This window comes from Nitrosomonas sp. Is24 (assembly GCF_033063335.1).
Lineage (GTDB): Bacteria > Pseudomonadota > Gammaproteobacteria > Burkholderiales > Nitrosomonadaceae > Nitrosomonas.
Genome location: NZ_JAWJZG010000001.1, coordinates 1802208 through 1827581, shown reverse-complemented (window position 1 = coordinate 1827581; position 25374 = coordinate 1802208). Strand labels below are relative to the sequence as shown.

The following is a 25374-nucleotide window of genomic DNA, read 5'->3' as shown; positions in this document are numbered from 1 at the left end:
ACTGGAAATATTTTTATATCTCATATCCTGATGCAGCATATTCGTAATTTCTCCATCATTGCCCATATTGATCACGGCAAATCGACACTGGCGGATCGCATTATTCATTTATGCGGCGGCTTGTCTGATCGTGAAATGGAAGAACAAGTCCTGGATTCCATGGATTTGGAACGCGAAAGAGGCATTACCATCAAGGCTCAGACGGCGGCATTACGCTATAAAGCCAGAAATGGTGAAACTTACTTGCTGAATTTGATCGATACGCCCGGGCACGTTGATTTTTCCTATGAAGTTTCGCGCTCGTTAGCGGCCTGCGAAGGCGCACTCCTGGTGGTTGATGCCTCGCAGGGCGTTGAAGCGCAAACGGTTGCCAATTGCTATACCGCAATTGAGCAGGGGGTCGAAGTCATTCCGGTGCTCAACAAAATTGATTTGCCGGCTGCGGACCCGGAACGGGTTATCGACAATATCGAGGAAGTTATCGGAATCGATGCGCACGACGCCGTCAGAATCAGCGCGAAAACGGGGCAAGGTGTCGCGGATGTTCTAGAAGCATTGATCGCAAAAATTCCCGCACCAAAAGGTGACCCTAAAGCACCGCTGAAAGCATTGATTATCGATTCCTGGTTCGATAATTATGTCGGTGTCGTGATATTGGTCAGAGTCATGGACGGCACGCTGAAACCCGGCGATAAAATTTTGTTGATGGCGAGCAAAGCGGTTCAGTTATGCGAGCAGGTCGGGGTGTTCGTGCCAAAATCCTTAAATCGCGATTCGCTTAGCGCCGGAGAAGTGGGGTTTATCATTTCCGGCATTAAAGAGCTGGATACGGCCAAAGTGGGCGATACGGTAACATTGGCCACCAATCCGGCGGAAAAACCGCTGCAAGGCTTTAAAGAAATTAAGCCGCAGGTATTTGCCGGATTATACCCGGTGGAATCCAATCAGTACGATGCTCTGCGTTCAGCTCTGGAGAAACTGAAGCTGAACGACTCATCGTTGCACTTTGAACCGGAAGTATCGCAAGCATTGGGTTTTGGTTTCCGTTGCGGTTTTCTTGGGCTGCTGCATATGGACATTGTGCAGGAAAGGCTGGAAAGAGAATACGATATGGATTTGATTACGACTGCACCGACAGTGGTATATCAAGTGCTGTTGCGCGATGGCACCATGATCGAAATTGAGAATCCGTCCAAGATTCCTGATCTCTCTAAAATCGAAGAGATACGCGAACCAATTATCACATCCACCATCATCGTGCCGGAAGAATATGTGGGCGCGGTGATAACCTTGTGCGTAAGCAAACGCGGCAACCAGACGAATATGCAGTATATGGGTAAGCAAGTGATGCTGACCTATGAGATGCCATTGAATGAAGTCGTGATGGATTTCTTTGACCGCTTGAAATCAACCAGCCGCGGCTATGCTTCATTGGACTATGAATTCAAGGAATTCCGCGCTTCCGATTTGGTGAAACTGGATGTGTTGATTAATGGCGATAAAGTCGATGCGTTGTCGCTGATCATTCACCGCAGCAACAGTCACTACCGCGGACGTGAATTGGTGCAAAAAATGCGTGAATTGATTCCGCGTCAGATGTTCGATATTGCCGTGCAGGCGGCCATCGGTGCGCATATCATCTCGCGCGAGACAGTCAAAGCGTTACGCAAGAATGTGTTGGCAAAATGTTACGGTGGCGATATATCCCGTAAACGAAAGTTGCTGGAGAAGCAAAAAGCAGGTAAAAAGAGAATGAAACGGGTGGGTAATGTGGAAATTCCGCAAGAAGCATTTCTGGCAATTTTGCAGGTTGATAATAAATAATGAAGCGTAAAAATACAGTTCTATTGTCCGGTTTTGAATTAAAGCCGGATTGCTTTAATACGATATTTCATGTGTCATCGAAGGAATCGCAATGAATTTTCCTTTGATTTTGTTCGTACTGCTGGTGATTACCGGTTGTATTTATTTACTGGATTTTCTGTTTTGGAAAAATAAACGCGCCGAAGGAGAAAGTGAACCTTGGTGGATCGAATATCCCAAGAGCTTTTTTCCAATCATTCTGATCGTTTTCAGCTTGCGCTCTTTTGTGATCGAGCCATTCAAAATTCCTTCCGGGTCGATGATACCGACGCTGCTGGTTGGCGATTTCATTTTGGTCAACAAATATACCTATGGAATCCGGCTGCCGGTTATCAACAAGAAAGTTATCGATATGAATGAGCCCAAGCGTGGCGATGTGCTGGTATTCCGCTATCCTGAGGATCCTTCGATTGATTATATCAAGCGTGTAGTCGGACTGCCCGGCGACGTGATCACTTATCATAATAAGCAGCTGATTATTAATGGTGAAGTGATCAAAATGGACTATGACGGCGATTACAAATATGTCGAGTCTGGGCACGGCTATATTTATTCCGATCGTTATTCGGAATATCTCAGCAAGGAAGAAAGTCATTCTATTCTGATTAATCAGGATGTTAAAGGACTGCAATACTCGAATGTCAGGGATTTTCCGTTTCGCGATAACTGCAAGTACCACCGCACGGGATTTACCTGTGAAGTGCCACCGGGAAATTATTTTGCCCTCGGGGATAATCGCGACAGTAGCAGCGATAGCCGTTACTGGGGGTTTGTTCCGGAGGAAAATATTGTCGGCAAAGCCTTCATGATTTGGTGGAACTTTGGAAGCTTTGATCGTATCGGGCTATCCATTAAATAATCGATAAGCTTTTTTAAATGTGGAAGAAAGCATGAGATATCATACGCTGCGGCAAAAACAAAGGGGGATTAGCTTATCCGGTTTGCTCGTCTGGGCGGTGATTTTAATTCTGGTTTCAATTTCCGGTTTGAAAGTTGCACCTGCTTATATTGAATTCTCATCGATCAAAAGAAATTTGGCTGCCATTGTGAAAGATATCGATACGCAGACCACAAGCCCGAGTCAAATAAAAATACTGTTTGATAAGCGCGCTCAAATCGATAATATTAAATCTATCAATGGGCAGGATATTAAAATCAATAAGGAAAATGGCCGCATTGTACTCAGTGCGAGCTACGTAGTCCAAATACCCCTGGTTTCCAATATTTCCCTGCAAATTGACTTTCAAGCATCCAGCGAGTGATAGCGGAAATATCGTATCCAATGTCGCTACCGAGTAATCATCCATTGTTGTTCGATCAGTTTTGTAAACGCCTGGGGTATACATTTACACAACCCCAGTTGTTACAGGAAGCATTGACGCATCGAAGTCATAGCGCAGCGCATAATGAACGGCTTGAATTTCTTGGCGATGCGGTACTGAATTGTGCGATCGCCGGATTGATTTATACACACTTCCCGGATCTTCCCGAGGGCCATTTATCGCGCTTGCGCGCCAATTTTGTCAATCAGAAAGCGCTGTCCGGCATGGCGCTGAACTTGCAGATCGATCAATTGATAAGATTGGGTGAGGGTGAGCTCAGGAGTGGCGGCTGCCACCGCCCATCGATTCTGGCTGATGCCCTGGAAGCCGTGTTGGGCGCCATCTATGTGGACAGTAATTACGCACAGGCGGAAGAAGTTATTAGAACGCTCTATTTGCCCTTGATGCAGGATATCGATTTTAAAACGCAAGGCAAGGATCCGAAAACTTTATTGCAGGAATTTTTACAAAGCCAGAAACTGGCGCTGCCGGAGTATGTGGTGGTTACCACCAGCGGTAAAGCGCATAAGCAGAAATTTCAAGTGGAGTGCGTGATACCGGCATTCGATATCCGTACTTCGGGAGAAGGCACCAGCCGGCGTGGCGCGGAGCAGGCAGCGGCAAAGCTGGCTTATGACGAAATTTGCTTGCATCATGCGTATCCTTAATGTGACAGTTATTCCAGATAACACGATATGACAACCCAAGATTTCTTAGTATGACTGTTGCAGTCCATTTCCGCACTGGCTACATCGCCATTATCGGCCGTCCCAATGTGGGTAAATCGACATTACTCAATAAGCTGTTGCAACAAAAAATCAGCATTACTTCCCGAAAAGCCCAAACGACTCGTTTCCGCATCAACGGTATTTTGACGGACCAGCAAACGCAATACGTTTTCGTGGATACACCTGGTTTCCAGACGCAATTTATCAACCGTTTAAACACGGCCATGAACCGGGTGGTTACGCAAAGCGTGCAGGATGTGGACGTTATTTTGTTTGTCATCGAAGCGCTGCGGTTTGATCAGCGCGATCTTGCGGCGCTTAAAATTCTGCCTGAGCAGGTTCCGGTTATTTTGGTGATCAATAAAATTGATAAGTTGGCTGACAAGAATCGGTTGCTCCCGTTTTTAAAGGAAGTGGGTAATACTTTCAAATTCGCCGACGTGATACCGGTCAGCGCCATGCATAAAATCCAATTGCCGGAGCTCCTCACTACCATTCGTCAGTATTTACCCGAGAATCCGCCTCTGTACGGTGAAGATGAAGTGACGGATCGCAGTGAGCGTTTCATTGCGGGAGAATTTATCCGGGAAAAACTATTCCGCTTGGTCGGCGACGAAATCCCCTATTCGACCAGTGTCGTGGTCGATCAATTCAAGCAGGAAGATGGGGTGCAAAAGATTTACGCCACCATTCTGGTTGAGAAACCGAACCAGAAAGCGATTATCATTGGTAAGAAAGGTGAAAAGTTGAAGCAAATAGCGACTCAGGCGCGCAAAGACATGGAATTGCTGCTGGGTGAAAAGGTCTATTTGGAGGTGTGGGTGAAAGTGAAGAGCGGTTGGGCTGATAACGAAAGTGTGTTAAGAAATCTTGGTTACGAATAATGTGTTAGAAGTTTTCTCTAACGGGCTTCTTGGGAAATTGCAATGAAGATTGAACTAGGCGTCAATATTGATCATGTGGCGACATTACGGCAGGCGCGCGGCACAAACTATCCGGATCCGATCGAAGCGGCATTGATCGCGGAATCCGCCGGAGCGGATGCGATTACACTGCATTTACGCGAAGATCGCCGTCACATACAGGATCGCGATGTCGAGATTTTACGTGACCGGTTAACTACCCGGATGAATCTGGAAAGCGCGGTGACCGACGAGATGATCGGTATCGCATTGCGCATTAAGCCGCACGACATTTGCCTGGTGCCGGAGCGGCGTGAAGAGTTGACGACCGAAGGCGGACTCGATGTGGTCAAGCATTTTGAGCAAGTTCAGCGGGTGTGCGGGCAATTGGCGGAAGCGGGGATACGCGTTTCGTTGTTCATCAATGCCGACCCGTTGCAAATCGATGCGGCCGCGCGCGCAGGCGCGCCGGTGATCGAAATTCATACCGGCGGTTTTGCCGATGCGCATACAGCGGAAACGGAAGCGGAACAATTTGCCGCCATCCAAAAAGCAGTTGCGCTGGGTATCGATCTGGGTCTGAAAGTCAATGCCGGACACGGTTTGCATTATGACAATGTGCAAACCATCGCCGCTATTCCCGCTATTTCCGAATTGAATATCGGTCACGCGATTGTCGCGCGGGCGATTTTTACCGGTTTTAAGCAGGCCGTGCAGGAAATGAAGCAGTTGATGCTTGAGGCGCGTGGATGATCTACGGTATTGGCACCGATATTGTCGAGTCGGCGCGCATCGCGCAATCGCTGGACCGCTATGGCGAGCGCTTTGCGCGGCGCATCTTAACCGACAGCGAATGGCAGGAATACCATGCGAGCAGTAAGCCGGTTCTGTATCTGGCCGGACGTTTTGCCGCCAAGGAAGCATTGTCTAAGGCAATAGGTACGGGATTGCGCCATCCGGTGAGTTTCACGTATATCACGATTACCCATGACGATCTGGGTAAGCCTTTTTTTCAGTTTCATCCCGAGCTAGATCAACTCATTAACGATAAAGGCATTACGCAACACCATCTTTCCATCAGCGATGAGATCAATATGGTGTGCGCCTTTGTCGTGCTGGAAAGATAATCGTGCCGCTGGGTCCCGTGATGCTCGATATCGCCGGTACGCAGCTGACCGAGGACGATAAGCGCAGGCTGCTGCACCCGCTCACCGGGGGTGTGATTCTTTTTACACGCAATTATGACAATCACCGTCAATTGACAGAATTGACGCAGCAAATTCATGCGTTGCGCAATCCGCACTTGTTGATTGCGGTCGATCATGAAGGCGGCCGCGTGCAACGTTTCCGGGAAGATTTTACGTGCATACCCGCGATGCGTGAGCTGGGAAAAATCTGGGATAAGCAACCCGCGCGCGCGCGTCATCTCGCCCGGCAGACCGGCTATGTGTTGGCGGCGGAGTTAAATGCCTGCGATATCGATTTCAGTTTTACGCCGGTGCTGGATATCGATCACGGACAAAGCGGTGTGATCGGCGATCGTGCTTTTCATCAGGATCCGCATGCCGTTTCCGATCTGGCGCATCAATTGATGCTCGGATTGAAAAAAGGCGGCATGCTCGCGGTCGGCAAGCATTTTCCGGGTCACGGCTATATCAAGGCCGATTCCCATCTGCAAAAGTCCATCGATCAGCGCCGCTTCGTCGATATCGAAATGAACGATCTGATTCCTTTCCGGCAGATGATCGATTTTGGATTGGCCGGAATAATGCCGGCGCATGTCATTTATCCGGCAGTGGATGCGAGACCGGCCGGTTTTTCCACCATCTGGTTACAGAAAATTTTGCGCGAGCAGCTGCAATTCGAAGGTTGTATTTTCAGTGACGACTTGACGATGCGCGGCGCCGGAGAATTTCTCGAATCGATGTTGTCACGCGCACAAGCGGCACTGGCTGCGGGTTGCGACATGATACTGGTGTGCAATAATTCCACCGGTGCGGATGAGATTTTAAATGGCTTGCAGTGGGAAATGACGGCTACCAGCCTCTCCCGTTTGGCGCGTATGCATGCCAGAAATCATTCCGGCTCACTGACAAAACTGCGCGAAAATGGCGATTACGTGCAGGCAGTACGTGAAATCAGCGGCATTGGCTGTGAAAGCGGGGAGCTGCCGCTGTAGTGAACTAAGCCTGCCAGTCAAAACAAATCATCAACAGTCATTTTGTTTTACTTTAAAATTACTCCCTCATTACGATCTTCCCATAAGGTTTAATCATGTCAGAAACATTTGATGTAGCAGTAATCGGTGCGGGTCCCGGCGGTTATGTGGCGGCAATCCGCTGTGCGCAACTGGGTTTGAATACCGTGTGTATCGACGAATGGAAAAATCCCAAAGGCAAAGCCAGTCTTGGCGGCACCTGTTTAAACGTCGGTTGTATTCCATCCAAGGCGTTATTGGAATCCTCGGAGAATTATTTCCAGATTCAACACAAAGTGTCCGCGCACGGTATCACGGCGGAGAATGTATCCGTCGATGTTCCGGTCATGATTGCGCGCAAAGACAAGATTGTGACTATGTTTACCACCGGCATTGCGTCGTTGTTCAAGAAGAACAAGGTGAAATCGATGCATGGCCGCGGAACCTTACTTAAACGGGACGCATCCGCCAATACCTGGCAGATCAAAGTGGACGACAACGGTACCGCCGAGACAATTCAGGCTAAACATGTCATCGTCGCAACCGGATCGGTTCCGCGCCCATTGCCTTTTGCCGAAGTGGATAATGTCATGATCCTGGATAATGCCGGTGCCTTGGCATTAACGGAAGTACCCAAACGACTGGGTGTCATCGGTGCGGGGGTGATCGGTCTCGAAATGGGCAGCGTGTGGCGCAGGCTGGGTGCGGAAGTCACGATTCTCGAAGCAATGCCGGGTTTCTTGATGGCAGCGGATGAGCAAATCGCCAAGGAAGCGAAAAGTATTTTTGCCAAAGAAACGGGTTTGCAAATCAATACCGGCGTCAATATCAAATCGGTCAAAGTAACCGGTGATACTGTCACGGTCGGTTATAGCGACTCAAATAATCAGGAACAGATTTTGGAAGTCGACAAGTTGATCGTAGCCATTGGCCGCATTCCGAACACTGCGGGATTGGGTGTTCAGGAAAACGGTTTGCAGCTGGATGAGCGCGGATTTGTTGTGGTCGATCAATACTGCCGTACCAATCTAGCTAATGTATATGCCGTGGGCGACGTGGTGCGCGGACCGATGCTGGCGCACAAAGCTTCGGAAGAAGGAGTGGCCGTTGCCGAAATGATTGAGCATTTGGATAAAGGACAAACCGACGAGCAGCTTGAAACCGTGGATTTCAATACGGTGCCGTGGGTCATTTATACAGCGCCGGAAATTGCCTGGGTGGGGAAAAACGAACAGGAATTAAGAGCGGCCGGTATCGCCTATAAAGCAGGTCAATTTCCGTTTATTGCCAACGGACGCGCGCGAGCCATGGGTGAAACAAGCGGCTTTATCAAAGTGCTGGCGGACGAGAAAACCGATCGCGTATTGGGTGTTCATATGATCGGCCCGCACGTGTCGGAACTCATTTCGGAAGCAGTAATGGCGATGAAATTTTCCGCCAGCAGTGAAGATATCGCCTGCATAGTTCATGCGCATCCGTCGTTATCTGAAGTATTTCATGAAGCTGCACTTGGCGTGGATAAGCGTGCGTTGCATATTTAGAATTACGGTCTGTAATTCTCGTATTACGGCACTCTTATCCAGGATTGTTGCGATCAGTAGCGGAATCAACTATTAGAAGCAGTGGGTCTTGTCCGGGTCAACCGTGCAAGACCAGCGTAAATGATGCATGCCAGCTGTTTTATTCACGAGATAGTCGGCGCGGAGTTGTTTATTTTGTTCCACGGTTAGCGCGGCAGTTTCAGGCACAAAGCGTTCTTCACTCCAGAATCTGATTCTACAGAACTGATCGGAAGGGCTGCAAAGCCGGTTGATGACGGCGCTGTAGATGGTCTTGTCGGTGTAGACCGCGTGATCGATGAGTACTAGATTAACAAATTTTCCCGAAGTACCCAGTTCGACTTTCCGGACCAGACGCCATCCGTTTCCTCCATCCAATTCCGATGCCGACTCGTCATGACTGTGGTCCTCGCCCTCATGAGCAAAAACGCTGAAAGGTAAAGCAAGTATCAAAAACAAAAAAACGCTTGGTAACAGTTTATGCATAAATTCTCCTTGGCGAATGCCAGTCCATTATTTACTAATAAAATCTTAATCTCGTTTTAACGCATTGCTTCCAGATCAATTTTTCTTCTCTGGATCGTTCTTGCAGCGGGGCAGTATACTTGAAAATCAGGTTTTGAACATTATTGATGTTTGGTTTCGCTGATAAACAAGTCATGCGATTAAAACAATTACATTTGTGGCGTTTAAAGGTTTCAGTTAGAATCCGCTTTTCCCAGGCGCGTAGCTCAGCTGGTTAGAGCACCACCTTGACATGGTGGGGGTCGTTGGTTCGAGTCCAATCGCGCCTACCAGAAAAATCTGGTAATTTCCTTCCACTATCTCTTCATTTGTGTTTGGACATGATTGTCAATTTAACCAACACAATAAATACATCGCAATACCGGGTTCTTTCCGGTGTGATGTGAAATCTCACCAGTTTTATCCAATGATCGCAATAATCGAATGCAGGAATGAAACTAACTTGTAACCTGAGACTCAATGGCTAATAATTAATGCGAATGGCAGCAGAGGCAAATTTTATGGAATGTGTATTAAGAATGCATGTTTATAAACTAAAAACGGATGACACTAAGGTTGCGGGGAGAAGATAATGCGGTTTCAGATCAATAGTAAAAAGAAAATTGCGGTACATTTTATCGGGATGCTGAGCTTGTTGTCATTTGCCGCCGGTATTGCTGTGGCGGAACAAATCGGCAGTGTTTCAACCAAGTTCAAATTATTGGGCGCGAATGACAAAATCGTTATTGAAGCATTTGACGACCCCGAGATTCCCGGCGCGACCTGTTATTTAAGCCGCGCAAAAACCGGAGGAGTCGGCGGCGCGGTCGGTGTTGCCGAAGATACATCGGATGCTTCGATCGCGTGCCGTCAGATCGGGCCGATTACATTGCCGGAAAAAATAAAGAACGGGCATGAAGATGGCAAAGAAGTTTTCAAAAAAAATACATCGCTGTTGTTCAAAACGTTACAGGTGGTGCGGTTTTATGATGCAAAGCGGAATGTGCTGGTTTATTTGACTTATAGCGACCGGATTATTGAAGGATCGCCCAAAAACAGCATTTCGATCATTCCGATCACACCGTGGCACTGAAGGGGTGATTTTACGGTCAGCAGTGACGTGTAAAATAAATTATTTTGATTGATGGTATTTAAGAGCTCGTAATATTATAATCGCGAGTTATTTCTTACCCGTTGCTTTCATTGGCTAACATTATTTCTCATGCAGTTATTCGCCTTCGGTATTAATCACAATACTGCGCCGTTAGATGTGCGTGAGCAGGTCACTTTTCCTGAAAATACGATGGAATTGGCGCTGAGGGATCTGGTTGGGCGTAATCCGATTAAAGAAGCCGCTATTGTTTCCACTTGTAATCGCACGGAAGTCTATTGCTGCACCGATAAACCCGAAGATGCCATGGCGTGGCTGGCGGATTTTCATCATTTGCCGACGCGTGAACTGGATCCGTATTTATACAAATTCCCCCGCGAACACGCCGTAAAACATGCATTCCGGGTTGCCAGCGGCTTGGATTCGATGGTGCTGGGCGAACCGCAAATACTCGGACAGCTGAAGAGCGCAGTGAAATCGGCTGAACATGCCGGGACCCTGGGTCTATTGCTGCATAAGCTGTTTCAGCGCACCTTCTATGTCGCCAAGGAAGTGCGCACCTCGACAGAGATCGGCACCAGCTCGGTATCGATGGCCGCCGCCGCCGCGCGCCTGGCCGAACGTATTTTCGGCGATATCAGTGAACAGCGTGTATTGTTTATCGGCGCCGGAGAAATGATCGAGCTGTGCGCTAATCACTTCGCCGCGCGTAATCCCAAGAAAATAACCGTGGCGAACCGTACCGTCGAGCGCGCCGAAGCGCTGGCCGAACGTTTCAATGCACAAGCGATAACGCTCAGCGAATTACCGGAACAGTTGGCGTTACACGATATTGTCGTGACGTGTACCGCAAGTCCGTTGCCGATACTGGGCAAAGGCATGGTCGAACGTGCGATCAAGATCCGCAAGCATCGCCCCATATTTATCGTCGATCTGGCCGTGCCGCGCGACGTGGAGTCGGAAGTAGCAGAATTGGATGACGTGTTTCTCTACTACGTCGACGATTTGGCAGAAATCGTGAAGGAAGGACTGGATTCGCGCCAGAACGCGGTGGCACAGGCCGAAACCATCATTGATTCCAACGTCGTTGATTTCATGCGCTGGCTGGCGACCCGGGAAATGGTGCCGACCATCCGCGCGTTGCGTGACCAAGGTGAGCGTTACCGCCGCCATGAGCTGGAACGGGCGCACAAGCTGCTGGAGAAAGGCGAAGATCCGAAAAAAGTCATCGAAGCGCTCAGTAATGGCTTAACCAACAAATTCCTGCATGTACCGTCCAGTATTCTGAATCATGCAGCGGCGGATGAACGTGAAGAATTAGTCGAGCTGATTAACCGGTTATACCAGCTGCATCGCCCGCAATGAACAAGAACATCACGGACAGGCTCACTCGCTTGAGTGTGCGGTTGGAGGAATTAAATCATTTGCTCAGCAGCGAATCCGCTACCGCCGACCTGGACAGTTACCGCAAATTGACGCGTGAACATTCAGACATCGTCCCCATCGTAGAACTCTACCGCGCCTACCAGCAAAGCGAACGCGACATCCAAACCGCGCGGGAAATGCATGCCGACCTTGAAATGCGCGCTTTTGCCGAGGTGGAAATACAGACGGGAAAGGAAAAACTGACGAAACTGGAATCGGAAATACAAAAACAGCTGCTGCCGAAAGATCCCAACGACGAACGCAATATTTTCCTGGAAATCCGCGCCGGAACCGGCGGCGATGAATCCGCACTGTTTGCCGGAAACTTGTTTCGCATGTATTCGCGCTTTGCGGAAAGGCGCGGTTGGCAAGTTGAGATCATTTCGCAAAGCCTGTCGGATATTGGCGGTTATAAAGAGATCATTGCAAAAATTATCGGCCAGGGCGCTTATTCCCGTCTTAAATTTGAATCCGGCGGACATCGCGTGCAACGCGTACCCGTGACGGAAACGCAGGGGCGTGTACATACCTCGACCTGCACTGTGGCAGTGATGCCCGAAGCGGATGAAGTCAGCGAAGTGGTATTGAATCCTTCCGAATTACGTATCGATACATTCCGCGCTTCCGGCGCTGGCGGCCAACATATCAACAAAACCGACTCGGCTGTGCGTGTCACGCACTTGCCAACCGGTATTGTGGTGGAATGCCAGGATGGACGCTCGCAACACAAAAACAAAGCGCAAGCCCTAAGCGTGCTGGCAGCGCGTATCCATGCCAAACAAATGCGCGAACAGCATGCGGAACAAGCCGCCACACGGAAATCATTGGTAGGCAGCGGCGAACGCTCGGAACGGATCCGCACATACAATTTCCCCCAGGGACGCATAACCGATCATCGCATCAATTTGACGCTCTATAAAATGGATCAGATTATGGATGGCGATATCGATGAACTGTGTTCGGCGTTAATGGCGGAGCACCAGGCAGAACTCTTAGCCGCTTCCGTGCAAGAATAATCAGCCGCGCGGTTGATTTTTCTGATTGCATCACTATGCAACCCATCACCATTTCCCAAGCATTAGCAACAGCTTTCCGGAATATCGACCGGATCGATGCGCGCTTGTTGTTGCAGCATGTGCTCGATGCCGATCATGCGTGTTTGCTGACTTATCCGGATCGGATACTGACTGCGCAGCAATGGGACGAATTCTCGCATTTGATGCAGCGGCGGATGGAAGGTGTGCCGGTGGCTTATTTGACCGGCGAGCGGGATTTTTATGATTTGACACTCAAAGTCAACGAAGCGGTTCTGATTCCGCGCCCGGAAACGGAGTTATTGGTTGAACTGGCATTGCAGTTGATCCCCCTTGATCAACCCCGCCGGATTCTCGATTTGGGTACGGGCAGTGGTGCAATCGCGCTAACCATTGCCAGACACCGTCCGCGCGCTCAAGTCACTGCGGTTGATTTGTCACCCGCTGCAATTGCCGTTTGCCAATCGAACGCGCAGAATCTGCACATTCAAAATCTGCAACTCGTCACCGGCAGCTGGTTTGATGAACTTTCCGGGGAAAGATTTGATCTCATCGTATCCAATCCGCCTTATGTGGCGGACAACGACCCGCATTTGCAACAAGGCGATCTGCGTTTTGAACCGGCAATGGCGTTATCCGCCGGTGATCACGGGTTGTCGTGCATTAGCCATATCATCGATAAAGCACCGGATCATCTTATGAATAACGGATGGTTGTTGCTGGAACATGGCTACGATCAAGCGTCTGCATGCCGGCAATTGTTGCAGGAGAAGGATTTTAGTAATATTTGTTCCCACCCGGACTTGGCTGGCATAATGCGGGTAAGCGGCGGTCAATTGAATTTTTTGATGTAAGCTATAAGCAGGGCGCTCGTGTAGTAATTTAGAATGCGGTTCTTTGTTTCTGTATAAAACTTTTGGAATGATCTTTTGGAGAAATTAACACTATGAATGTTGAAGATTTAATTGAACAACAAGTGACCACACACCCGGTCGTACTCTATATGAAAGGCACCCCGGAGCAGCCGCAATGTGGTTTCTCAGCGAATGCTGTGAATATTCTGAAGGCTTGTGGTGTTGATAATATTTACGCTGTCGATGTACTGGCAGACCCGGAAATCAGGCAAGGTATCAAGGATTATTCAAACTGGCCTACCATTCCACAATTGTACGTAAACGGTGAGTTTATCGGCGGTTCGGATATCGTCACCGAAATGTATCAAAGCGGTGAACTACAGAAACTGTTTGAAAATTGATAGCGGTTTAATCGATTCATTACGATTCAGTTTATTCGCATCGATGAATAAATTGAATCGTAATCGTAAATCCACTCAATTAACCGCAGCCGCAATCACCCAATAGCGGGCAAATTTTCCTGCCGCAATAAATAGCAAAGCCCACAACCAATTAGCGCGCAACCATCCGGCGGCGACGCATAACAGATCACCAATCAGCGGCGCCCACGATAGCAGCAGAATGGGCGTGCCATGCCGACGTACCCATTCCAACCCCCGTGCACTGCCTCCCGCTTTCTTCAGCACGGCTTTTTCATCCGGCAATAACCGTCCAATCAAATATGAACTCATCCCGCCCAACGTATTGCCAATCGTCGCCAAAATCAGCGCCTGCCAGTGCAAATCGGGATACGCCAGCAAAACCCCCACGAGTACAGCCTCCGATCCACCGGGAAGTAGGGTGGCAGCTAAAAAACTGCTGGTGAATAGCGCAATTAGGCTTGATTGTTGGTCCATGTGAATTGATTTAGTTTAAAGATGAAAAATTTAACTTTGCGCAACGCATAATTTTATCTTAGCTTGCCGGTGAGGAGGTAATTGCTTCAGTGCCGGGTTTTCGGGTAGACAATCCGGCGTAATCCGGTATATATTCCGGTATGATGAAGACCGATTCACTTCAGATCACGCCGGAGCTGCTTGCTCTGGTTGCCGAGATTGACGAATTCAAAGGCGCCTGGCGTGCGCTTGGTACTCTTGCGCCGGAGCGCCTGAAAGCGTTACGACACATTGCCACCATCGAGAGTATCGGCTCTTCCACTCGTATTGAGGGCAGCAAGCTGACCGACCGCGAGGTGGAGCGCCTGCTGGCCAACCTCGAAATAAAACGCTTCACCAGCCGCGACGAGCAGGAAGTTGCCGGTTATGCCGAGGTGATGGAAACCATTTTCCAATCTTGGGCTGACATTCCCTTCACAGAAAATCACATCAAGCAGCTTCATCGCGACCTGTTGCGCTACAGCGACAAGGACGAACGGCATCGCGGTGAATACAAGACGTTGCGCAATGATGTGGGAGCCTTTGACGCAGACGGGAAAATGATTGGCATCGTGTTCGAGACGGCTTCACCATTCGATACGCCGCGCCGGATGCAGGAACTGATGGAGTGGTTAAAAGATACCCGTGAGCTGGCGCGCCTTCATCCGCTACTGATAACCGGCATCTTCATCGTCACCTTTCTGGAAATTCATCCTTTTCAGGACGGCAACGGCCGTCTAAGCCGTATCCTCACCACGCTGCTGCTGTTACAGACCGGCTATGCCTATGTGCCGTATTCGTCACTGGAAAGTGTGATTGAGAACAGCAAAGAAGGCTACTATCTGGCTTTACGCCAGACTCAAGGCACCATCCGTACCGAGGCTCCGGATTGGCAGCCTTGGCTGTTGTTTTTTCTGCGTGCTTTGCAGCAGCAAAAACGCCGCCTGGCCGTAAAAGTGGAGCGCGAGAAGAACGCACTCGCCATTCTGCCGGAGCTGGCGGTCAAAATTCTCGACTACGTGCGCGACCATGGCCGCGTTACCACCCGCGACATGGTGCGCGAAACCGGTACAAGTCCGAACACACTCAAAGCAACTTTCACATCACTGGTTGAAAAAGGTCTTTTGGCGCGCCATGGTGGTGGGCGATCAACCTGGTATAGTCTGCCATAAGAGCCAACCATCCATTTTTTGGAAGGAAAAGAACGGCTGAGTGAGATGTTTAAAAATCAATGTTTCTGAAATTACCTTTAGTGAAACTACCATTTAAAAAAAAGTATGGTTGAAATGTTGAAACTAATGAAGCGCTTGGGTCTATACTGTTATAGATCAATTTGACTTCAATAGGTATTCCTTGAATCGCTCTAAATGAGAAGTCGCCGGAGAATATCTGGTCGAACGCGGTAGCAGATGATGCGATATATTCTTTACTAAGATTATCGAAAAGTTTACTAAGTCTTGGAAAAACATCAATACTTGCATCGTTATTAAGACTTACGACCTTCATCAAACAAGTCAGTTGATTATGTCCCGAGCGTGCGCAGCCGTGAAAATCGGCTTTGACTCCGCCACCGGACATTGTTTCCAGCGCCGTGGGTGAAAAGGAGGTATCTTTCGGTGTCGCATCCAGTATTGATAAAGTGCCGGTTCCTAAATTGAGTTGCAAGGTCACGCTCTCATAATTCGTTGTGCCATCGACTGAAACATCCGGTATTACCAAGATACCGTTGCTGCTGGTGAAATTAGAGGTGGCTAATGAAATTTTCCGCGATACATTGGGCATGGCACTCAGGTGAATGATTTTCCAGTGCATTGCTGCCCCAATGTGATGAAAAAGTGGATATACGGTATGGCCTGATCCGCTTCCCGCATTGCTAAATACAATTTCTGAAACAATCCCTGATCGCCGATTTGAATTTTTTTGAGATTCAAGTCTTTGTTCTTGATGTCGGCGAGCCATTCCGGCAGCACGCACACGCCGCGGTTGAGAACGGTCATTTGCAGCATGATTTCGAGCGATTCGATTTGTTTCAGTTTGTTGGGTTCGAGGTGCGCGGGGGTGAGGAAGTGGGTGAGAATGTCGAGCCGTTCCAACGGTACCGGGAAGGTCAGCAGCGTTTCCTTGCTTAAAAGCTCCGGTGTGATTAGTGGCAAATCCGCCAGTGGATGATCTGGTGCTGCCAACAGTACCAGTTGATATTCCGCTAGGGTTTCATACGCGATATTGTCTTTTTTAACCAGGTCGGGGGTGATCAGCACGTCGATGTGATGATTCAGCAAGCCTTCCAAGCCCGAGAATTGAAATTTCTGCACGATGTCGACGTCGATGCCGGGCATTTGCCGCATGTATTGGCCGATCATGCCGGTGAGCCATTCGAAGCAGGGGTAGCATTCCACGCCGATGCGCAGAATGCCTTGCCGACCTTCGCCGTAGGCTTCGAGGGTTTTTTCGGTTTGTGCAAGCACCGGCAGCACTTGATTGGCGGCTTCCAATAGCAACTTGCCCGCCTGGGTCAAACGCAAGCTGCGGCCTTCGCGTTCCCATAGCGCGACGCCCAATTTCTTTTCCAGATAACTGATTTGATGCGAAAGCGCCGGCTGGCTGAGGCAGAGCGCATTGGCGGCTTCAGTTAGGGTGCCGTTGGTGTGCAGGGCTTGAATAATTTTCAGGTGGCTGTGTTCGATCATCTATGAGGAAACCTTATTGGAGCATTAAAACTTATCATTATTATTCATTACTCATTGTTCATACAATAGCGCCACGATTATTAATCATAAGTGGTGATTGAACGATGGTAACGACACACAACCTTGGATTCCCGCGCATCGGCAGAAACCGGGAATTGAAATTTGCTTTGGAAAAATACTGGCAAGGCGCCATTTCCGAAGCTGCTTTATTGGATAGTGCGCAGGATCTGCAAACGCAGCATTGGCAGAACCAATCCCAACTCGATTGGATTCCGGCGGGCGATTTTTCATTGTACGATCATGTGCTGGATACGAGTTTCCTGCTGGGGAATATTCCCGCGCGCGTCAGTGCATTGCCGGGCGGTACACTCGATCATTATTTTCGCGTGGCGAGAGGCCGTTCGGTCAGCGATCATGCGGATTGCGCTTGTGTTCATGCGGGGGAAATGACGAAATGGTTCGATACCAACTACCATTACATTGTGCCTGAATTTGCGCGGGATACGCGCTTTTCATTGGATGCCAGCCGCTTGCTGGAACAAATCCGGCAAGCGCAGCAAATTCATCCGCGCGTCAAGCCGGTCATTCTCGGCCCGGTGACGTATTTGTGGCTGGGAAAATCCAAGGATGGCAGCGATAAGCTGGATCTGCTCGATGATCTACTCGATGTCTATGCGCATTTGCTGCAGAAACTTAAAAACGCCGGTGTTGAATGGGTGCAGATTGACGAGCCGGTGTTGGTGATGGAACTCGATCAGGCATGGAAGCATGCGTTGCGCAAAACGTACTATCAGTTGCAGGCTGCACCGGTCAAGTTGTTGTTAATCACTTACTTCGGGCAGTTGCAAGACAATCTGCAATTGGCGTGCGAATTGCCGGTCGCCGGATTGCATCTGGATGCGGTCGCGGCGCACGATGAAATCGCCAAAGTGATCGATTGGCTGCCCGTGCACAAAATCCTCTCCTTAGGCGTGATTAACGGCCGCAATATCTGGAAAACCGATTTATTCGCAGTGCTGGATTGGCTGGAGCCTGTGCATGCACGGTTGAATGAACGGCTCTGGCTCGCACCTTCTTGTTCGTTGCTGCATGTGCCGGTCGATCTGGAGAGCGAGCAAAAACTCGATCCGGATATCCGTTCCTGGCTGGCTTTTGCCGTGCAGAAATTGCACGAGGTGGATATTCTGGCGCAAGCGTTGAATCATGGCCGGGCAAGCGTGGCGGAAATACTGCGGGAAAATAGCGCCGCCGTCACCAGCCGAAAAGTATCCAAGCGCGTGCATCAAGCTGCGGTAAAAGCGCGTGTGCTTGAGATCACGGATGCGATGGGCAGCCGTCAATCGCCGTATCAGCAGCGGGCAATTGTGCAGCGGAAGAAATTTCAGCTGCCGCTTTTTCCGACTACCACCATTGGGTCGTTTCCACAGACGCAGCAAATCAGGCAGACGCGCCGTGATTTTCGTGAAGGCAAACTAGCCGAGCCGAAGTACCGTCAGGCCATGCGAAGCGAAATCGAACTGTGCGTGCGCGAGCAGGAAGCGTTGGGATTGGATGTGTTGGTGCATGGTGAGCCGGAACGTAACGACATGGTGGAGTATTTCGGCGAGCAACTGGAAGGCTACGCTTTCACGCAGTTCGGCTGGGTGCAATCGTACGGGTCGCGGTGTGTCAAACCGCCGGTGATTTATGGCGATGTTTCGCATGTCAAGGCGATGACTACGGAATGGATTCAATACGCCCAATCGCTCACCAGCAAGCCGCTGAAAGGCATGTTGACGGGGCCGGTGACGATGCTGAATTGGTCGTTCGTGCGTGATGATCAGCCGCGTGCGGAGACTTGCTTGCAATTGGCGCTGGCGATACGCGACGAAGTATTGGCTTTGGAAAAAGCGGGTATTCGCATGATACAAATTGACGAAGCCGCGCTGAGAGAGGGTCTACCGCTGAGAAAATCGCAGTGGAACAATTACCTCGACTGGGCCATTCGCGCCTTTCGTATCACCGCCAATGGCGTCAGGGATGAAACGCAAATTCATACACACATGTGCTATTCCGAATTCAATGACATCATGGAGGCGATTGCGCGTATGGACGCCGATGTCATTACGATCGAGACTTCCCGCTCAAATATGGAATTGCTCGACGCCTTTGACCGGTTTCAGTATCCGAACGAGATCGGTCCGGGGGTGTATGATATTCATTCGCCCAACATCCCGTCGGTCGATTCGATCGTCGATTTGATGAAAAAGGCCGCGCAATGCATTCCTGTCGAGCGCTTGTGGGTGAATCCGGATTGCGGATTAAAAACACGCAATTGGGAAGAAGTAAAACCGGCATTGCGCAATATGATTGCCGCCAGCCGCTATTTGGCCAATCGATTGAGCATCGCGCAGGCCAGCTAAATTTGACTTGCCGGTGTTATTTAGCGATGATATGCAGCACTTTATCCATCACGGTTTATAAGGAGTAATCATGACAACCAATACCCTGCTCAAGCAAAAAATCAGCGCCATTATCAGTGAAAAACATTTGCTCAAACATCCATTCTATATCGCATGGACCGAAGGCAAACTGACCAAGGAACAACTGCGTCATTACGCGGAACAATATTTCTATAACGTACTGGCCGAACCGACCTATTTAAGCGCGGTTCACTTCAATACACCGCATATTCATTCGGAAACAAACAGCGGCGACATCAGCGTGCGTCAGGAAGTATTGCGCAACTTGATCGACGAAGAACATGGTGAAAAAAATCACCCAGCGCTATGGAAAAATTTTGCTTTCGCATTGGGCGCGAACGATAAAATCCTGGCCAATACAGCGGCATTGCCTTCGACCGAGAATCTGGTTGATACCTTCCGCGATATTTGCCTGAATCGTCCGTTCTATGCTGGATTAGCTGCATTGCATGCATTTGAATCGCAAGTGCCTGATATTGCCGCGGTGAAAATCGATGGCCTGGCTAAATTCTATGGCATGAAAAACCCTGAAGATTATGAATTCTTCTCGGTCCATCAAAAAGCCGACATCTATCATTCGCAAGCAGAATGGGCCATTATCGAACGCTTTGCCGATACCCCGGAAAAACAAGCCGAAGTGCTGGCCGCAACCCAAGAAGCGTGCGATGCGCTGTGGGGCTTCCTGGACGGTATCCATGAAACCTATTGCAGCAATCTGATTTGCGAAGAAAAACAAGCTGCAACGGTTCACTAAGTTTGTAACAACAAGCTTCCGGCTTACGATCAGCCCGGAACGGATCACACTGTAAGTTGTGTCTGTTCCGGGCTTGTTAATGTTGAATCCGGTTTTTTCGTGATCGCACGTTATAAAATCTTCTCTGCTTCAAATCGCCTGAATCCATGTCCACACACGATCGATGCTGTTCGATAGCGCCGTATTTCAAAATTGCCGAAGGTCAAATCGACCAATTCAAACAGCTCTGTGAGCAGTTTGTTGCCAGAGCAAGCAGCGAGCAAAAGTGCCTCTACTATGGTTTTTGCTTTCATGGTGACGAAGCCTATTGCCGCGAAGGGTACGAAGGCGCAGAAGGATTGCTGGCGCATTTGGACAATGTGGGTGATCTGCTGCAACGCGCGCTTGAGATCGCTGAGATCGTCCGCTTGGAAATCCACGGACCTGAGGAAGAACTGAAAAAGCTGTACGAGCCGTTAGCGCAGTACAATCCACAGTATTTTGTGCTGGAATACGGTTTTCGCCGGTAATTTACCGTTTGATTTATGCCTTTGTTTGGATGCCTGCTTCAATCGCATCCAGCATCATTCCCGCTACATTAAATCCCGTTTGTTGGGTAATTTCCTGCATCCCCGTCGGGCTGGTTACATTGACTTCGGTCAGGTAATCGCCGATCACATCCAGACCCACCAACATTAACCCACGTTGGGCTAATTCGGGCCCAAGCGATTCCGCGATTTCCCGGTCTCGCTGTGACAGCGGTTGAGCCACGCCGGTACCGCCTGCAGCCAAGTTGCCGCGTGTTTCACCCGGTTTGGGGATGCGTGCAAGCGCATGGGGTACAGGCTTGCCGCCGATGAGCAGAATGCGTTTGTCCCCTTGCGTGATCTCGGGGATAAACCGTTGTGCCATGATGGTTCGTGTGCCGTAATGAGTCAGCGTTTCAAGAATCACGCTGATATTGTGATCGGCGCTGTGCACGCGAAACACGCTGGCGCCGCCCATGCCGTCGAGCGGTTTCAAGATGATGTCCCGATGCAGCGCGAGAAATTCCCGGATTAGATGCGACTGGCTGGTTACCAGCGTGGGGGCGATCCATTGCGGAAATTGTGCAATGGCCAGTTTCTCGTTGTGGTCGCGAATGGCGCGCGGGCTGTTAATGACGAATGCGCCTTGCGTTTCCGCCAATTCCAGCAAATAGGTGCTGTACACATATTCCAGATCAAACGGCGGATCCTTGCGCATCAGTACAGCGTCAAATTCGTTCAGCGGTACCGGTAAACTATCGCCGGTGTTGTGCCAATGTCCGTCGCGCTGCGGTGTATCCGTCAAAGTCAAAGATCGGGAAAAGCCGGTCACTGTGTGATCTATTAAAGCGATATCGTGCTGATAGAGCACGTAAATCTGGTGATTCCTGGCAATGGCCTCGCGCATCATCGCAAAACTGGAATCTTTGCCGGTTTTAATTGAATCCAGCTGATCGATGATAAAGGCGAGTTTCATGGCGGTTTTCAGGCGGATAGCGGCGGTTGCGCGTGCGGATCGGTTTGCTCCAGCTCCAATGCAGCGGCTAGCAGGGCGAGACGTGCAACGACACCATAGGCATAAAAGCGGTTCGGGATGACGTTCGGCTGCGTGGCGCTGGCTTCCAGACAGGTGGTTTCAAACGCTAGCGGCACGAAATGCATGCCCGGCGCATTCAAGTTTTCGTCGATGCCGCGTCCGGTATGAACACGGTAAAAGCCGCCGACGACGTAGCGGTCGATCATGTACACGACTGGCTCCGCAACCGCTTGGTTGATGGTTTCAAAGGTATAGACACCTTCCTGCACCAGCACGTGGGAAACTTGCAAGCCTTCTTTCACCACGGCCATCTTGTTACGTTGCTTGCGGTTGAGGCTATGTATTTCCTCGCCGCTCTTGACCGTCATGATGCCCATGCCATACGTGCCGGAATCGGCCTTGACGATGACGAAGGGATCTTCTTTCACGCCATATTGCTGATATTTTTTCCTGATTACCGAAAGAATCCGGTCAATCGCGGCTGCAACGCATTCCACGCCTTGTTTTTCCAGGAAATTAATTTCGCCGCACGAAGTGAAACGCGGATTGATCAACCAGGGATCGATGCCGATCAGATCGGCGAATTCCTGCGCCACGCGATCATACGCAGCAAAGTGCTCCGATTTGCGTCGCGTTGCCCAGCCGGCATGCAGGGGCGGAATGACGGTTTGGTGCAAGTTCTGCAAGATATCAGGGGCGCCATTGGATAAATCATTATTCAGAAGCACCGCACAGGGATCGAAATTTTTGACGCCGAGTTTGTTATTTTTACGGATTATGGGTTCAAGCGTAATGAATTGCCCATCCGGTAAATCAATCCGGGTGGCTTCGGTGATTTCGGGCAGCAATGTACCCAGCCGCACATTCAATCCGGCGCGCTGGATGATGTTTTGCAGAGTTGCGATATTCTGCAAGTAGAAGGTATTGCGCGTGTGGTTTTCCGGAATCAGCAGCACGCTATGCGTATCCGGGCATATTTTTTCAATTGCGCTCATCATCGCTTGCACGCATAGCGGAATGAATTCCGGGTTCAGGTTGTTAAAACCGCCGGGAAACAAGTTGGTATCCACAGGCGCCAATTTGAAACCGCTATTGCGTAAGTCGACCGAGCAATAAAAAGGGACGGTATGTTCACGCCACTTGTTCCTGAGCCAATGCTCAATGGTAGGCATGGCATTGATAATTCGGCTTTCAAGATCAAGGATGGGGCCGCGCAGAGCAGTGGAGAGATGAGGTACTGGCATTTCCGTAAGAAGTATTAAATCGGAGCGATTATAGCATTATGTCTTGCGCAGATTGTGAAGCGCGCTATCCTCAAGTATCTTACGGTTCTGTGCCAAAAACCAATTTTTTACCGGTATGTTCAATCCATTACAGCCTGTTCTGATTTTGTTAGCCGTGTCGGTATTGGCGGTGGTCGTTTTCCGTTTACTGCGGCTGCCGCCGATGCTGGGTTATTTATTGGCGGGCGTGTGCATCGGTCCCTATGCGCTGGGTTGGATCGCGGATAGTGATGAGACTCGCCACTTGGCTGAATTTGGCGTGGTGTTTCTGATGTTCAGCGTAGGCTTGGAATTCAGTTTGCCCAAGCTGATTACGATGAAGCGCATTGTTTTGGGTTTTGGCACGGCGCAAGTGGCGATCTGCATTCTTTTAGTGATGGCAATAGCCTGGATGCTGGCGCTGGATTGGCGCACTGGGTTGGTATTGGGCGGTGCTCTGGCGATGTCTTCCACCGCTATTGTGAGCAAAATATTGGCCGAGCGGGCGGAACTCAATTCCACGCATGGCAGGCAGGTGATCGGCGTTCTGCTTTTTCAGGATCTGGCGGTTATTCCATTATTGATTGTGATGCCCGCGCTGGCGGTTGAGATCGATAGTGAAACGAACGACTTCAGTTTGATGCTCACGATCGCTTTGTTGAAAGTGGCCGCTGTTCTGACCTTTCTGTTATTTTTCGGGCAGAAGTTAATGCGCCCCTGGTTTCATTTGGTGGCACGGCAGAAATCGTCGGAATTGTTCGTACTGAATGTGCTGTTGATTACGCTGGGTATCGCGTGGTTAACCGAACTGGCCGGTTTGTCTATGGCTTTGGGAGCATTTCTGGCGGGCATGTTGATCTCCGAAACGGAATACCGCTACCAAGTGGAAGACGATATCAAGCCTTTCCGGGATATTTTGCTGGGTTTGTTTTTTGTGACGATTGGTATGCTGCTGGATATGCAGGTCGTCATTGAGAACTTTCTGTGGGTATTCGCAATTCTGGCGGCGCTGATTGTGTTGAAAGTAGTCGTAATTGCCGGATTGTCGCGTTTGTTTGGCGCGGATGCCAACGTCGCGATCAGGACGGGGATGAGTCTGGCGCAAGCAGGAGAATTTGGCTTCATTTTACTGGCACAGGCGGGTGAATCCGGTTTGATCGAAAATTCAATTCTCCAGCCGGTACTTGCGGCTATGGTGCTATCGATGTTCATCGCGCCATTTATTATTGAATACAGCGAATCGATGATTCATCGTCTATACGGCTCGGATTGGATGTACCGCGCGATGCAGATCACATCCATAGCAGCGCAGACGATGGTGTCGCAGAATCATGTGATTATCTGCGGTTACGGGCGCAGTGGTCAGAGTATGGCGCGGATATTGGAGCAAGAATCCATACCGTTTATCGCCTTGGATCTCGATCCGCAGCGTATCCGTGAAGCCTCGAGCGCGGGTGAAGCCGTAGTTTATGGCGATGCGGCCCGGCGTGAGGTACTGATTGCTGCAGGTTTGATGCGCGCCAAAGTATTGGTTGTCAGCTATGCGGATACGGTTTCTACACTAAAGATTCTGAAGCACGTTCAGGAGTTGCGCCCGGAGTTATCCGTTGTCGTCCGGACGCGTGATGACTCCGATATCGATAGATTGAAAGAAGCCGGAGCTACGGAAGTGGTCGCGGAAATTATGGAGGGTAGCTTAATGTTGGCGTCCCATGCGCTGATGTTTGTCGATATATCGACCGGGCGGATTTTGCGCCGCATCAGAAAAATTCGTGAGCAGCGTTATAGTCTGTTGCGCGGGTTTTATTATGGTGTGACCGATGAAGCGGAGGATAATAGTGAGAAGCTATTGCCGCGTTTGCTGACGATTACTATTATTCAAGGCGCGGCTGCGATTAATAAAACACTAGGTGATATTGATCTGGCAAGTCTGGATGTCGAAGTTACTGCAGTGAGAAGACGCAACATTCGCGGATTATTGCCCACTGGGGAAACACGTCTGGAACTTGGCGATGTTATCGTGCTGCGCGGTACACAGGAAAATCTCGCGGCGGCTGAAATCAAGTTAATACAGGGTTGAACATTGCTGATTGAATGAATTTTGACTCGATGAGCGGATAACAACAGGATTTATATTAATATCGATTCAAGTCGCTCCAATCCCATTCATTCAGTATGGCTATAATCGTTACAAGCTACTAAGAATAGACAGTTTTCTTCAAAAAGTGTATATTCTCCGTTCCGTCCTTTTGGC

General features: G+C 49.6%; 25 protein-coding genes and 1 tRNA gene. 20 read left to right on the top strand and 6 right to left on the bottom strand.

Going from position 1 to position 25374, the window contains the following annotated elements; translation table 11 throughout:
- Positions 1–27 precede the first annotated feature (27 nt).
- From lepA to lpdA, 9 genes are all read left to right on the top strand, one after another.
- Positions 28–1824, top strand: a complete 1797-nt coding sequence (lepA, locus tag R2103_RS08320) for a translation elongation factor 4 (RefSeq protein ID WP_317532075.1) — start codon at positions 28–30, stop codon at positions 1822–1824.
- A 91-nt stretch (positions 1825–1915) separates the two neighbouring features.
- Positions 1916–2722 (top strand): signal peptidase I, encoded by an 807-nt coding sequence (gene lepB / locus R2103_RS08315; protein ID WP_317531000.1) that lies wholly within the window; start codon positions 1916–1918, stop codon positions 2720–2722.
- 31 nt (positions 2723–2753) lie between these two features.
- Positions 2754–3125 (top strand): DUF4845 domain-containing protein, encoded by a 372-nt coding sequence (locus R2103_RS08310; RefSeq protein ID WP_317530999.1) that lies wholly within the window; start codon positions 2754–2756, stop codon positions 3123–3125.
- Positions 3126–3145: 20 nt separating this feature from the next.
- Entirely contained in the window at positions 3146–3853 is a 708-nt protein-coding gene (rnc, locus tag R2103_RS08305; RefSeq protein WP_317530998.1) for a ribonuclease III, read from the top strand.
- A 50-nt stretch (positions 3854–3903) separates the two neighbouring features.
- Positions 3904–4797, top strand: a complete 894-nt coding sequence (gene era, locus R2103_RS08300; protein ID WP_317530997.1) for a GTPase Era — start codon at positions 3904–3906, stop codon at positions 4795–4797.
- Positions 4798–4839: 42 nt separating this feature from the next.
- Positions 4840–5568, top strand: a complete 729-nt coding sequence (gene pdxJ / locus R2103_RS08295) for a pyridoxine 5'-phosphate synthase (RefSeq protein WP_317530996.1) — start codon at positions 4840–4842, stop codon at positions 5566–5568.
- Positions 5565–5942, top strand: coding sequence for a holo-ACP synthase (gene acpS, locus R2103_RS08290; RefSeq protein WP_317530995.1), 378 nt, complete (start codon positions 5565–5567; stop codon positions 5940–5942). The genes pdxJ and acpS overlap by 4 nt, the downstream gene beginning before the upstream one ends.
- Before the next feature lie 2 nt (positions 5943–5944).
- Entirely contained in the window at positions 5945–6994 is a 1050-nt protein-coding gene (gene nagZ, locus R2103_RS08285; RefSeq protein ID WP_317530994.1) for a beta-N-acetylhexosaminidase, read from the top strand.
- Positions 6995–7089: 95 nt separating this feature from the next.
- Entirely contained in the window at positions 7090–8553 is a 1464-nt protein-coding gene (gene lpdA / locus R2103_RS08280; protein ID WP_317530993.1) for a dihydrolipoyl dehydrogenase, read from the top strand.
- Positions 8554–8625: 72 nt separating this feature from the next.
- Here the strand turns inward: lpdA and R2103_RS08275 are convergent, their stop codons facing one another.
- The gene (locus R2103_RS08275) at positions 8626–9057 is read right to left on the bottom strand and encodes a hypothetical protein (RefSeq protein ID WP_317530992.1); all 432 of its coding nucleotides are present in this window, start codon (positions 9055–9057) and stop codon (positions 8626–8628) included.
- A 234-nt stretch (positions 9058–9291) separates the two neighbouring features.
- Here R2103_RS08275 and R2103_RS08270 point away from each other — a divergent pair.
- The 6 genes from R2103_RS08270 to grxD all read left to right on the top strand — a co-directional run bounded on the left by R2103_RS08270 (position 9292) and on the right by grxD (position 13900).
- Positions 9292–9368: transfer RNA gene (locus R2103_RS08270), tRNA-Val, on the top strand.
- 350 nt (positions 9369–9718) lie between these two features.
- Positions 9719–10168, top strand: coding sequence for a CreA family protein (locus tag R2103_RS08265; protein ID WP_411172540.1), 450 nt, complete (start codon positions 9719–9721; stop codon positions 10166–10168).
- A gap of 129 nt (positions 10169–10297) precedes the next feature.
- The gene (gene hemA, locus R2103_RS08260; RefSeq protein ID WP_317530990.1) at positions 10298–11551 is read left to right on the top strand and encodes a glutamyl-tRNA reductase; all 1254 of its coding nucleotides are present in this window, start codon (positions 10298–10300) and stop codon (positions 11549–11551) included.
- Positions 11548–12627, top strand: a complete 1080-nt coding sequence (gene prfA / locus R2103_RS08255; protein ID WP_317530989.1) for a peptide chain release factor 1 — start codon at positions 11548–11550, stop codon at positions 12625–12627. Before hemA ends, prfA begins: the two co-directional genes overlap by 4 nt.
- A gap of 35 nt (positions 12628–12662) precedes the next feature.
- The gene (gene prmC, locus R2103_RS08250) at positions 12663–13499 is read left to right on the top strand and encodes a peptide chain release factor N(5)-glutamine methyltransferase (protein ID WP_317530988.1); all 837 of its coding nucleotides are present in this window, start codon (positions 12663–12665) and stop codon (positions 13497–13499) included.
- Between the two features lie 92 nt (positions 13500–13591).
- Positions 13592–13900: a Grx4 family monothiol glutaredoxin gene (gene grxD, locus R2103_RS08245; protein ID WP_317530987.1), complete on the top strand. Its 309-nt coding sequence runs from the start codon at positions 13592–13594 to the stop codon at positions 13898–13900.
- A 75-nt stretch (positions 13901–13975) separates the two neighbouring features.
- Here grxD and R2103_RS08240 read toward each other — a convergent pair whose 3' ends face one another.
- Complete coding sequence (locus tag R2103_RS08240; protein WP_317530986.1) at positions 13976–14395, bottom strand: YqaA family protein; 420 nt, start codon at positions 14393–14395, stop codon at positions 13976–13978.
- A 140-nt stretch (positions 14396–14535) separates the two neighbouring features.
- Between R2103_RS08240 and R2103_RS08235 the strand changes: the two genes are divergently transcribed.
- Positions 14536–15585, top strand: a complete 1050-nt coding sequence (locus R2103_RS08235) for a Fic family protein (RefSeq protein ID WP_317530985.1) — start codon at positions 14536–14538, stop codon at positions 15583–15585.
- Positions 15586–15634: 49 nt separating this feature from the next.
- On the opposite strand, the gene R2103_RS08230 is transcribed toward R2103_RS08235, so the two are convergent.
- Entirely contained in the window at positions 15635–16195 is a 561-nt protein-coding gene (locus tag R2103_RS08230) for a hypothetical protein (protein WP_317530984.1), read from the bottom strand.
- 5 nt (positions 16196–16200) lie between these two features.
- Positions 16201–17100 (bottom strand): LysR family transcriptional regulator, encoded by a 900-nt coding sequence (locus tag R2103_RS08225; protein ID WP_317530983.1) that lies wholly within the window; start codon positions 17098–17100, stop codon positions 16201–16203.
- 104 nt (positions 17101–17204) lie between these two features.
- On the opposite strand from R2103_RS08225, the gene metE reads away from it, so the two are divergent.
- The 3 genes from metE to R2103_RS08210 all read left to right on the top strand — a co-directional run bounded on the left by metE (position 17205) and on the right by R2103_RS08210 (position 20825).
- Positions 17205–19502 carry a 5-methyltetrahydropteroyltriglutamate--homocysteine S-methyltransferase gene (gene metE / locus R2103_RS08220; RefSeq protein WP_317530982.1) on the top strand — a complete coding sequence of 766 codons (2298 nt, stop codon included), beginning with the start codon at positions 17205–17207 and terminating at the stop codon, positions 19500–19502.
- 70 nt (positions 19503–19572) lie between these two features.
- Positions 19573–20316: a CADD family putative folate metabolism protein gene (locus R2103_RS08215; RefSeq protein WP_108698359.1), complete on the top strand. Its 744-nt coding sequence runs from the start codon at positions 19573–19575 to the stop codon at positions 20314–20316.
- 146 nt (positions 20317–20462) lie between these two features.
- On the top strand, positions 20463–20825 hold the full coding sequence (locus R2103_RS08210; protein WP_317530981.1) for a hypothetical protein: 363 nt from the start codon (positions 20463–20465) through the stop codon (positions 20823–20825).
- A 13-nt stretch (positions 20826–20838) separates the two neighbouring features.
- Here R2103_RS08210 and gshB read toward each other — a convergent pair whose 3' ends face one another.
- Together gshB and gshA are read right to left on the bottom strand one after the other, a co-directional pair.
- Positions 20839–21798 (bottom strand): glutathione synthase, encoded by a 960-nt coding sequence (gene gshB / locus R2103_RS08205; protein ID WP_317530980.1) that lies wholly within the window; start codon positions 21796–21798, stop codon positions 20839–20841.
- An 8-nt stretch (positions 21799–21806) separates the two neighbouring features.
- On the bottom strand, positions 21807–23102 hold the full coding sequence (gene gshA / locus R2103_RS08200) for a glutamate--cysteine ligase (protein ID WP_317530979.1): 1296 nt from the start codon (positions 23100–23102) through the stop codon (positions 21807–21809).
- Between the two features lie 115 nt (positions 23103–23217).
- On the opposite strand from gshA, the gene R2103_RS08195 reads away from it, so the two are divergent.
- A complete protein-coding gene (locus R2103_RS08195; RefSeq protein WP_317530978.1) occupies positions 23218–25200 on the top strand; it encodes a monovalent cation:proton antiporter-2 (CPA2) family protein in 1983 nt (660 codons plus the stop codon).
- Positions 25201–25374 lie beyond the last annotated feature (174 nt).

Bases quoted from the DNA above. Each gene is read 5' to 3' on its own strand.
- lpdA (WP_317530993.1), top strand. From the start codon at position 7,090: ATGTCAGAAACATTTGATGTAGCAGTAATCGGTGCGGGTCCCGGCGGT.
- R2103_RS08225 (WP_317530983.1), bottom strand. From the start codon at position 17,100: ATGATCGAACACAGCCACCTGAAAATTATTCAAGCCCTGCACACCAAC.
- R2103_RS08265 (WP_411172540.1), top strand. From the start codon at position 9,719: ATGCTGAGCTTGTTGTCATTTGCCGCCGGTATTGCTGTGGCGGAACAA.
- lepB (WP_317531000.1), top strand. From the start codon at position 1,916: ATGAATTTTCCTTTGATTTTGTTCGTACTGCTGGTGATTACCGGTTGT.
- rnc (WP_317530998.1), top strand. From the start codon at position 3,146: ATGTCGCTACCGAGTAATCATCCATTGTTGTTCGATCAGTTTTGTAAA.
- prmC (WP_317530988.1), top strand. From the start codon at position 12,663: ATGCAACCCATCACCATTTCCCAAGCATTAGCAACAGCTTTCCGGAAT.
- R2103_RS08275 (WP_317530992.1), bottom strand. From the start codon at position 9,057: ATGCATAAACTGTTACCAAGCGTTTTTTTGTTTTTGATACTTGCTTTA.
- acpS (WP_317530995.1), top strand. From the start codon at position 5,565: ATGATCTACGGTATTGGCACCGATATTGTCGAGTCGGCGCGCATCGCG.
- pdxJ (WP_317530996.1), top strand. From the start codon at position 4,840: ATGAAGATTGAACTAGGCGTCAATATTGATCATGTGGCGACATTACGG.
- R2103_RS08195 (WP_317530978.1), top strand. From the start codon at position 23,218: ATGTTCAATCCATTACAGCCTGTTCTGATTTTGTTAGCCGTGTCGGTA.
- R2103_RS08215 (WP_108698359.1), top strand. From the start codon at position 19,573: ATGACAACCAATACCCTGCTCAAGCAAAAAATCAGCGCCATTATCAGT.
- prfA (WP_317530989.1), top strand. From the start codon at position 11,548: ATGAACAAGAACATCACGGACAGGCTCACTCGCTTGAGTGTGCGGTTG.
- gshB (WP_317530980.1), bottom strand. From the start codon at position 21,798: ATGAAACTCGCCTTTATCATCGATCAGCTGGATTCAATTAAAACCGGC.
- era (WP_317530997.1), top strand. From the start codon at position 3,904: ATGACTGTTGCAGTCCATTTCCGCACTGGCTACATCGCCATTATCGGC.
- metE (WP_317530982.1), top strand. From the start codon at position 17,205: ATGGTAACGACACACAACCTTGGATTCCCGCGCATCGGCAGAAACCGG.
- R2103_RS08310 (WP_317530999.1), top strand. From the start codon at position 2,754: ATGAGATATCATACGCTGCGGCAAAAACAAAGGGGGATTAGCTTATCC.
- R2103_RS08235 (WP_317530985.1), top strand. From the start codon at position 14,536: ATGATGAAGACCGATTCACTTCAGATCACGCCGGAGCTGCTTGCTCTG.
- hemA (WP_317530990.1), top strand. From the start codon at position 10,298: ATGCAGTTATTCGCCTTCGGTATTAATCACAATACTGCGCCGTTAGAT.
- R2103_RS08240 (WP_317530986.1), bottom strand. From the start codon at position 14,395: ATGGACCAACAATCAAGCCTAATTGCGCTATTCACCAGCAGTTTTTTA.
- gshA (WP_317530979.1), bottom strand. From the start codon at position 23,102: ATGCCAGTACCTCATCTCTCCACTGCTCTGCGCGGCCCCATCCTTGAT.
- grxD (WP_317530987.1), top strand. From the start codon at position 13,592: ATGAATGTTGAAGATTTAATTGAACAACAAGTGACCACACACCCGGTC.
- R2103_RS08230 (WP_317530984.1), bottom strand. From the start codon at position 16,195: ATGCCCAATGTATCGCGGAAAATTTCATTAGCCACCTCTAATTTCACC.
- R2103_RS08210 (WP_317530981.1), top strand. From the start codon at position 20,463: ATGTCCACACACGATCGATGCTGTTCGATAGCGCCGTATTTCAAAATT.